Annotated in this window: 1 pseudogene; it reads left to right on the top strand. The window is 28.4% G+C overall.

Annotated elements, in window-relative coordinates:
- Nucleotides 1-39: 39 nt before the first annotated feature.
- A pseudogene (locus tag SB725_RS30935) lies at nucleotides 40-278 on the top strand (hypothetical protein); the annotation flags it as partial.

Genomic DNA, 278 nt, shown 5'->3' with positions numbered 1-278 from the left:
CAATGTGATGATTATGAACAAGGATATCTAAAAGTCTTAATGGACGAAGTTTTTGGAAATGAAAATTTTAGAAATTCAATTTATTGGCATAGAACCTATGCAGGGAAAACCGTTTCAAAAAATCTGCCTTGGAATACAGACATAATCCATTTATATTCTAAGAAAAATCTATATAATATAAATAATGTAACTTCTGAATTATCACACAAAGATATTGATTCATATAAGAAAGACGATAATGATGGCAGAGGGAAATATACAACTGTCAGTCTACAAAA

It is taken from the genome of Pseudomonas sp. SIMBA_041 (genome assembly GCF_046535095.1).
Classification (GTDB): Bacteria; Pseudomonadota; Gammaproteobacteria; order Pseudomonadales; family Pseudomonadaceae; genus Aquipseudomonas; species Aquipseudomonas mucoides.
Note: the sequence above shows the minus strand (reverse complement) of the source record. Positions and strands in the feature narration are given on the sequence as shown.